5 protein-coding genes are annotated in these 7,066 nt (G+C 63.2%); 4 read left to right on the top strand and 1 reads right to left on the bottom strand.

The features are described 5' to 3' along the window. Positions 1 to 847 (top strand): hydroxymethylglutaryl-CoA lyase (locus J4D28_RS30245; RefSeq protein ID WP_207246527.1); only part of this gene is annotated, 847 nt, incomplete at its 5' end. Between the two features lie 654 nt (positions 848 to 1,501). Here the strand turns inward: J4D28_RS30245 and J4D28_RS30240 are convergent. Next, positions 1,502 to 3,196 carry an AMP-binding protein gene (locus tag J4D28_RS30240; RefSeq protein WP_103331970.1) on the bottom strand — a complete coding sequence of 565 codons (1,695 nt, stop codon included), beginning with the start codon at positions 3,194 to 3,196 and terminating at the stop codon, positions 1,502 to 1,504. A gap of 253 nt (positions 3,197 to 3,449) precedes the next feature. On the opposite strand from J4D28_RS30240, the gene J4D28_RS30235 reads away from it, so the two are divergent. From J4D28_RS30235 to J4D28_RS30225, 3 genes are all read left to right on the top strand, one after another. After that, complete coding sequence (locus J4D28_RS30235; protein ID WP_009049816.1) at positions 3,450 to 4,613, top strand: isovaleryl-CoA dehydrogenase; 1,164 nt, start codon at positions 3,450 to 3,452, stop codon at positions 4,611 to 4,613. A gap of 106 nt (positions 4,614 to 4,719) precedes the next feature. After that, a complete protein-coding gene (locus tag J4D28_RS30230) occupies positions 4,720 to 6,324 on the top strand; it encodes a carboxyl transferase domain-containing protein (RefSeq protein WP_038577774.1) in 1,605 nt (534 codons plus the stop codon). A 17-nt stretch (positions 6,325 to 6,341) separates the two neighbouring features. Next, positions 6,342 to 7,066 (top strand): gamma-carboxygeranoyl-CoA hydratase (locus J4D28_RS30225; RefSeq protein ID WP_207246526.1); only part of this gene is annotated, 725 nt, incomplete at its 3' end.

Genomic DNA, 7,066 nt, shown 5'->3' with positions numbered 1-7,066 from the left:
ACAGAACGAAGCCCAGCCCATCAGCGTCGCCGACAAGGTGCAACTGGTGGACGCCCTGAGCGCGGCCGGGCTCGGCTATATAGAAGTCGGCAGTTTCGTCTCGCCCAAATGGGTGCCGCAGATGGCCGGGTCCGCCGAGGTGTTCGCGCAAATCCAGCGCAAGCCGGGAGTGACCTACGGCGCCCTCGCCCCGAACCTGCGCGGCTTCGAAGATGCCGTGGCCGCCGGGGTCAAGGAGGTCGCGGTGTTCGCCGCCGCCTCCGAGTCCTTCTCCCAGCGCAACATCAATTGCTCCATCAGCGAGAGCCTGGAGCGCTTCGTGCCGATCATGGAGGCGGCGAAACAGCATGGCGTTACCGTGCGCGGTTACGTGTCCTGTGTGCTGGGCTGCCCTTACGAAGGCGAGGTGGCGCCGGAACAGGTCGCCGTGGTCGCCCGCGAGCTGTACAGCATGGGCTGCTACGAAGTGTCCCTGGGCGACACCATCGGCACCGGCACCGCCGGCGCTACCCGGCGGATGTTCGAGGTGGTGGCCGCCCATGTCCCGCGGGACAAGCTCGCCGGGCACTTCCACGACACCTACGGCCAGGCCCTGGCCAATATCTACGCCAGCCTGCTGGAAGGCATCGCGGTGTTCGACAGCTCCATCGCCGGGCTCGGCGGCTGCCCCTACGCCAAGGGCGCCAGCGGTAACGTCGCCAGCGAGGACGTGCTGTACCTGCTCAATGGGCTGGGCATCAAAACTGGTATCGACATGGAGCGCCTGATCCTCGCCGGCCAGCAGATCTGCTCCGTGCTGGGGCGGCCCACCGGCTCGCGCGTCGCCAAGGCCCGTTACCCAGGTTGAGGGGGTTGCCTGTTTCAGGGTGTTACCGACTGCTCTGGCGCACGCTCGAAACGGGTAACACGGAAACAGTTTGTCGATTTTCTAGCGGTACAGATGAAATGCCATTTTTATCAAACCATTGATTTTAAAGGACTTTAAAAAGTTGGCATGGCTTCTGCTATATCTCTGGCATAACAAGAATAAAAAGCAGCAAAGCTAATAAAAATAAGACGAAACGACTCTGACATAACAAAAACAACACGGCAGAGACGCAGCTAACAGATTTTTTTGGAGAGGATGTGTTTTCCAGGGTGTCTTCAACAACAAGAGCCACCCGCAACCGGGCAGAGAACAATAAAACTACCCCAAGGTAGCTCCCGAACTGGTTGGTCGCTCAAGCGAGAAAATAGATCAGCGCTCAAAAAAATACGTTTGCTCTTGATCCCGGATGGGGATCGCCAAAAACAGCGGTAAAGGGTAACGGTTGCCAAAAACAACAACAGACCGCCCCTCAATAATAAAAAAAGAGCACGCAACGACAAAATTAAAGGGGAGCTTCGGCTCCCCTTTGTGCTTTCTGCCATTCCTGTTTTCTTCCCTGATTCGGCGGCGACCTTGGGGTCGCTATCGCGAGCAACCTTGCTCCTACAAACAGCGAGCTTGCTCGCGATGACATCAGGAATGCCCGCGCAACTCCTCGATGCTGATCTCGCGCATCCTGAACTTCTGGATCTTGCCGGTCACGGTCATCGGGAATTCCTCGACGAACTTGAAGTAACGCGGCGTCTTGAAGTGAGCGATACGCTCCTTGCACCAGGCCTGCAGCTCCTCCTCGCTGGCGCTGTGGCCGGGGTGGAACTTGATCCAGGCGACAATCTCTTCACCGTACTTCGAGCATGGAATGCCGATCACCTGCACGTCGGCCACCGCCGGATGGGTGAAGAAAAACTCCTCCAGCTCGCGCGGATAAATGTTTTCGCCGCCGCGGATGATCATGTCCTTGTTGCGCCCGGCGATGCACACGTAACCCTGCTCGTTCATGGTCGCCAGGTCGCCGGTGTGCATCCAGCCGGCCTGGTCGATGGCTTCAGCCGTGCCCTGCGGGTTGTTCCAGTAGCCCAGCATCACGCTGTAACCGCGGGTGCAGAGCTCGCCGATGGTGCCGCGCGGCACGATATTACCCGCCTCGTCGATGATCTTGCTTTCCAGCTGCGGCTGGGTGCGGCCGACCGTGGTCACGCGCAGTTCGAGGTCGTCCGCCGGGCCGGTCTGCAACGACACCGGGCTGGTTTCGGTCATGCCGTAGGCGATCTGCACTTCGCTCATGTGCATCTCGCTGATCACCCGGCGCATCACCTCGATCGGACAGGTGGCCCCGGCCATGATCCCGGTGCGCAGGCTCGACAGGTCGAACTCGGCCCGCCGTGGCAGGTCAAGCATGGCGATGAACATGGTCGGCACGCCATACAGCCCGGTGGCCTTTTCCTCGGCCACGGCGCTCAGGGTCAGCAGCGGATCGAAGGCATCGTTGGGGTAGATCATGGTGGTGCCGTGGGTCACGCAGCCCAGATTGCCCATGACCATGCCGAAGCAGTGGTACAGCGGCACCGGAATCACCAGGCGGTCCTCGTGGCCCAGGCCCAGGCTCTCGCCGACCATATAGCCGTTGTTGAGGATGTTGTAGTGGCTGAGGGTCGCGCCCTTGGGGAAACCGGTGGTGCCGGAGGTGTACTGGATATTCACCGCCTGGTCGGGGTCCAGGCTGTCCTGGCGTTCGCGCAGCGCTTCGACACTGACGCCGGCCCCCAGGTCGGCCAGCTGCGACCAGGGCAGAAAACCCGACGGCGGCTGCGCGTCGAGGCTGATCACGCCGCGCAAATCCGGCAGGCGCTCGCTCTGTAGCTGGCCGATGGACTGCTGCGCCAGCTCGGGTGCCAGGCCCTGCAACATGGCGTGATAGTCGGAGGTCTTGAACGCACCGGCGCACACCAGCCACTGGCAACCGGACTGCTTGAGCACGTATTCCAGCTCGGAACTGCGGTAGGCCGGGTTGATGTTCACCAGGATCGCGCCGATCTTGGCGCTGGCGAACTGGCTGATGCACCACTGGGCACAATTGGGGGCCCAGATGCCCAGCCGGTCGCCGGTCTTGAGCCCCAGGGCCAGCAGCGCCCGGGCATGCAGATCGACGGTTTCGGCCAGCTGCTGCCAGCTGTAGCGCAGCTGCTGATGACGCACCACCAGGGCTTCGCCCCGAGGGTATGACGCCACCGTGCGATCGAACGCCTGACCGATGGTCAGCGCCAGCAAGGCTTTGTCCTGAGTGCCGCGAGTGTAGCTGCGCCCCGGCGCGGGTGCGGGTTGATCCATGATGACCCCCTATTGTCTTTATTGTAGGAGCGAGGCTTGCCCGTGATTGGAGCGCCGCGATGTCGCTATACGACCGCGTGATCCTTCATCGCCGGCAAGCTCGGCTCCTACAGATTCGCGCAAGTTGACGTTTACGTAAAGGGTGATTGACAGCCACCCGTCGCAGGCTTACGTTAACGTAAAGGTGAGAGCCGGATCAGCCGCTCTCCACAGCCCGACTCCCTTACATAAAAACAAGTTTGAAGGTGCCCCCATGAGCTATCCGACCCTGAACTTTGCCCTCGGCGAAACCATCGACATGCTCCGCGACCAGGTGCAGGCCTTCGTCAAGGCCGAGCTGGCGCCACGGGCGGCACAGATCGACATCGACAACCTGTTCCCCGCCGACATGTGGCGCAAGTTCGGCGACATGGGCCTCTTGGGCATCACCGTGCCGGAAGAATACGGCGGTGCCGGCCTGGGTTACCTGGCCCACGTGGTGGCCATGGAAGAAATCAGCCGTGGCTCGGCCTCGGTCGCCCTCTCCTACGGCGCCCATTCCAACCTCTGCGTCAACCAGATCAACCGCAACGGCAACCACGCACAGAAAAGCCAATACCTGCCCAAGCTGATCAGCGGCGAACACATCGGCGCCCTGGCCATGAGCGAACCCAATGCCGGCTCCGACGTGGTGTCGATGAAGCTGCGCGCCGACAAGCGCGGCGACCACTACGTGCTCAACGGCAGCAAGACCTGGATCACCAACGGCCCCGACGCCAACACCTACGTGATCTACGCCAAGACCGACCTGGAAAAGGGTCCGCACGGCATCACCGCGTTCATCGTCGAGCGCGACTGGAAAGGCTTCAGCCGCAGCAACAAGTTCGACAAGCTGGGCATGCGCGGCTCCAACACCTGCGAGCTGTTTTTCGATGACGTGCAAGTGCCGGAAGAAAACATCCTCGGCGTGCTCAATGGCGGCGTGAAGGTACTGATGAGCGGCCTGGACTACGAGCGCGTGGTGCTCTCCGGCGGCCCGACCGGGATCATGCAGGCCTGCATGGACCTGGTGGTGCCCTACATCCACGACCGCAAGCAGTTCGGCCAGAGCATCGGCGAGTTCCAGCTGATCCAGGGCAAGGTCGCCGACATGTACACCCAGCTCAACGCCAGCCGCGCCTACCTGTATGCCGTGGCCCAGGCCTGCGAACGCGGCGAGACCACGCGCAAGGACGCCGCCGGGGTGATCCTCTACAGCGCCGAACGCGCCACCCAGATGGCCCTGGACGCGATCCAGATCCTCGGCGGTAACGGCTACATCAACGAATTCCCCGCCGGCCGCCTGCTGCGCGACGCCAAGCTGTATGAAATCGGCGCTGGCACCAGCGAGATCCGCCGCATGCTGATCGGTCGCGAACTCTTTAACGAGACGAAGTAAGAGCAGCTGCAAGTTGCGAGCTACAAGCGGCAAGCCATAGCTGCCGTAACGCCGATTTACTCTTGCAGCTTGAAGCTTGTCGCTTCGAGCTGCGCTGGGAGCCCCAATGATTCTGAAGTCTCAGCTCAACCCGAAATCACCAGAGTTCGCGCAGAACGCTGCCAGCATGCTGGCCCAGGTCGATGCCCTGCACACCCTGCTCGCCCAGGTCCAGCAAGGCGGTGGCGCCAAGGCCCAGGAACGGCACACCTCGCGCGGCAAGCTGCTGCCGCGCGAGCGTATCAACCGCCTGCTCGACCCGGGCTCGCCCTTCCTCGAAGTCAGCCAACTGGCGGCGTATGAGGTGTATGGCGAAGACGTGCCGGCCGCCGGGGTGATTGCCGGCATCGGCCGGGTGGAAGGTGTCGAATGCATGATCGTGGCCAACGATGCCACGGTGAAAGGCGGCTCCTACTACCCGTTGACCGTGAAAAAACACCTGCGCGCCCAGGCCATCGCCCAGCAGAACCGCCTGCCCTGCATCTACCTGGTGGACTCCGGCGGCGCCAACCTGCCGCGCCAGGACGAGGTGTTCCCCGACCGCGAGCACTTCGGGCGGATCTTCTTCAACCAGGCCAACATGAGCGCCCAGGGCATCCCGCAGATCGCCGTGGTCATGGGTTCCTGCACCGCCGGCGGGGCCTACGTGCCGGCCATGGCCGACGAAGCGATCATGGTCCGCGAACAGGCCACCATCTTCCTCGCCGGCCCGCCGCTGGTGAAAGCCGCCACCGGTGAAGTGGTCAGCGCCGAAGACCTTGGCGGCGCCGATGTGCACTGCAAGATCTCCGGTGTCGCCGACCACTACGCCGACAGCGACGAACACGCCCTGGCCCTGGCCCGGCGCAGCATCGCCAACCTCAACTGGCGCAAGCAGGGCGAGTTGCAGCAACGCACGCCGATCGCCCCGCTGTATGCCAGCGACGAGCTGTACGGGGTGATTCCGGCGGACGCCAAGCAACCCTTCGATGTGCGCGAAGTCATCGCGCGGCTGGTGGACGGTTCGGTCTTCGATGAGTTCAAGGCGCTGTTCGGCACCACCTTGGTGTGCGGCTTCGCTCACCTGCACGGCTACCCGATCGCCATCCTCGCCAACAACGGCATCCTCTTCGCCGAGGCCGCGCAGAAAGGTGCGCACTTTATCGAGCTGGCCTGCCAGCGCGGCATCCCGCTACTGTTCCTGCAGAACATCACCGGCTTCATGGTCGGGCAGAAATACGAAGCCGGCGGCATCGCCAAGCACGGCGCCAAACTGGTGACCGCGGTGGCCTGCGCCAAGGTGCCGAAGTTCACGGTGATCATCGGCGGCAGCTTCGGCGCCGGTAACTACGGCATGTGCGGCCGCGCCTACGACCCACGTTTCCTGTGGATGTGGCCCAACGCGCGGATCGGCGTGATGGGCGCCGAGCAGGCCGCCGGGGTGCTGGTGCAGGTCAAGCGCGAGCAGGCCGAACGTGGCGGACAGACTTTCAGCGCCGCCCAGGAAGCCGAGATCAAGCAGCCGATCCTCGATCAGTACGAGCACCAGGGTCATCCGTATTACTCCAGCGCCCGGCTGTGGGACGACGGCGTCATCGACCCGGCGCAGACCCGCGACGTCCTGGCGCTGGCCTTGTCCGCGTCCCTCAACGCCCCTATCGAACAGAGCCGCTTCGGCGTGTTCCGCATGTGACCCGGAGCGAAATCGACATGAACGACTTCAACACCCTGGAACTGCTGAAGGACCCGCGTGGTTTCGCCACCCTGTGGCTCAGCCGTGAAGAAAAGAACAACGCCTTCAACGCCGAAATGATCCGCGAGCTGATCCTCGCCCTGGATCAGGTGCAAAGCGATCCGGCCCTGCGTTTCTTGCTGGTGCGCGGCCGCGGCAAGCACTTCAGCGCCGGCGCCGACCTGGCCTGGATGCAGCAGTCGGCCGAGCTCGACTACCACACCAACCTCGACGATGCCCGCGAGCTGGCCGAGCTGATGTACAACCTGGCCAAGCTGAAGATCCCGACCCTGGCCGTGGTGCAAGGCGCGGCCTTCGGCGGTGCCCTGGGCCTGATCAGTTGCTGTGACATGGCGATCGGCGCCGACGATGCGCAATTCTGCCTGTCGGAAGTCCGCATCGGCCTGGCCCCGGCGGTGATCAGCCCGTTCGTAGTGCAAGCCATCGGCGAACGCGCGGCACGCCGCTACGCCCTGACCGCCGAGCGTTTCAGCGGCCAGCGCGCCCGGGAAATCGGCCTGCTGTCGGAAAGCTACCCGACGGCCGAGCTGGAGCAACAAGTGGCGTCGTGGATCGACAACCTGCTGCTCAACAGCCCGTGCGCCATGCGCGCCAGCAAAGACCTGCTGCGCGAAGTCGGCAACGGCGCCCTGACCCCGGCCCTGCGTCGCTACTGCGAGAACGCCATTGCCCGCATCCGCGT

Source organism: Pseudomonas sp. GW531-T4, assembly GCF_017349615.1.
Taxonomy (GTDB): domain Bacteria; phylum Pseudomonadota; class Gammaproteobacteria; order Pseudomonadales; family Pseudomonadaceae; genus Aquipseudomonas; species Aquipseudomonas chlororaphis_I.
Note: the sequence above shows the minus strand (reverse complement) of the source record. Positions and strands in the feature narration are given on the sequence as shown.

Excerpts from the sequence above, each read along its gene's own strand:
- J4D28_RS30230 (WP_038577774.1), top strand. The coding sequence starts at position 4,720 with ATGATTCTGAAGTCTCAGCTCAACCCGAAATCACCAGAGTTCGCGCAG.
- J4D28_RS30240 (WP_103331970.1), bottom strand. The coding sequence starts at position 3,196 with ATGGATCAACCCGCACCCGCGCCGGGGCGCAGCTACACTCGCGGCACT.
- J4D28_RS30235 (WP_009049816.1), top strand. The coding sequence starts at position 3,450 with ATGAGCTATCCGACCCTGAACTTTGCCCTCGGCGAAACCATCGACATG.